Origin of the sequence: Prevotella sp. P4-67 (assembly GCF_002251325.1) — a bacterium.
GTDB lineage: Bacteria > Bacteroidota > Bacteroidia > Bacteroidales > Bacteroidaceae > Prevotella.
Map to the genome: position 1 here is coordinate 1 of NZ_NPJL01000026.1, position 732 is coordinate 732.

1 protein-coding gene is annotated in these 732 nt (G+C 47.0%); it reads right to left on the reverse strand.

The window, feature by feature from the left end; all coding sequences use genetic code 11:
* Window positions 1–614: DUF4372 domain-containing protein (locus tag CIK92_RS04285; protein ID WP_144289327.1), on the reverse strand; the 614-nt coding region annotated here is incomplete at its 3' end.
* Window positions 615–732: the final 118 nt, after the last annotated feature.

Below are 732 nucleotides of genomic sequence, written 5' to 3' on the forward strand. Positions count from 1 at the left end.
GCAATGATATCTCCATCGTTATAATTCGCGGGCTTCAGCATAAAGCTGTCATTGGTTGCGGCTGACGTGAACTTGATGTCAGACGGCATGAACTCGTTAGCGTGGATATTCGTGTGTACTTTTATGCCACCCTTCTTTTTCCCGGTCTTGGGATGCCTGCCCACGCCTTTGAAAATGAGGTTGGAAAAAAGGCTTATTGTCGTGGAGTCGATAATCTGCAGGCGGTTGAACCATGCGAGCATCCGCCGTTTTCGGCTGTCCGAGGAAAGTTCGTCCTTGTATCGGGCGTACAGGCTGCGGTACGTGGCCTCAAACACGGCCTCAGGCCTGCGGGCGTTGGCATCAGACAAAGTGCTGCGCCTTGGCATCGTCCTTATGCCCAAACGGGCGAGCTTGCGCGTTTCAGGAAACATAGAATCAGTAATCTCGCGCAATGTGTCGAATTTCCTGATCACCGCGTAAAGCATTATGGCCATATGCTGGTAGGCATCAAAGCGCTTTATGTAGCGTTCACCATTATACTCGCGGCTGAATTTGAGAATATCTTCCTTGTTGAGCAAATTTATTAGCTGACCATACATCGGCTGTCCGCTAAAATGTGTACCTTTGTTCATAGTTACTTGAATTGAAATTTACAACAAGAAACAAAGGTAACTAAAAGGGCTGAATTCCAAGCGAGGAATCCAGCCCTAATTTTTATATGCTCAAAAAAAGTTTTAGCGGACAGCAATA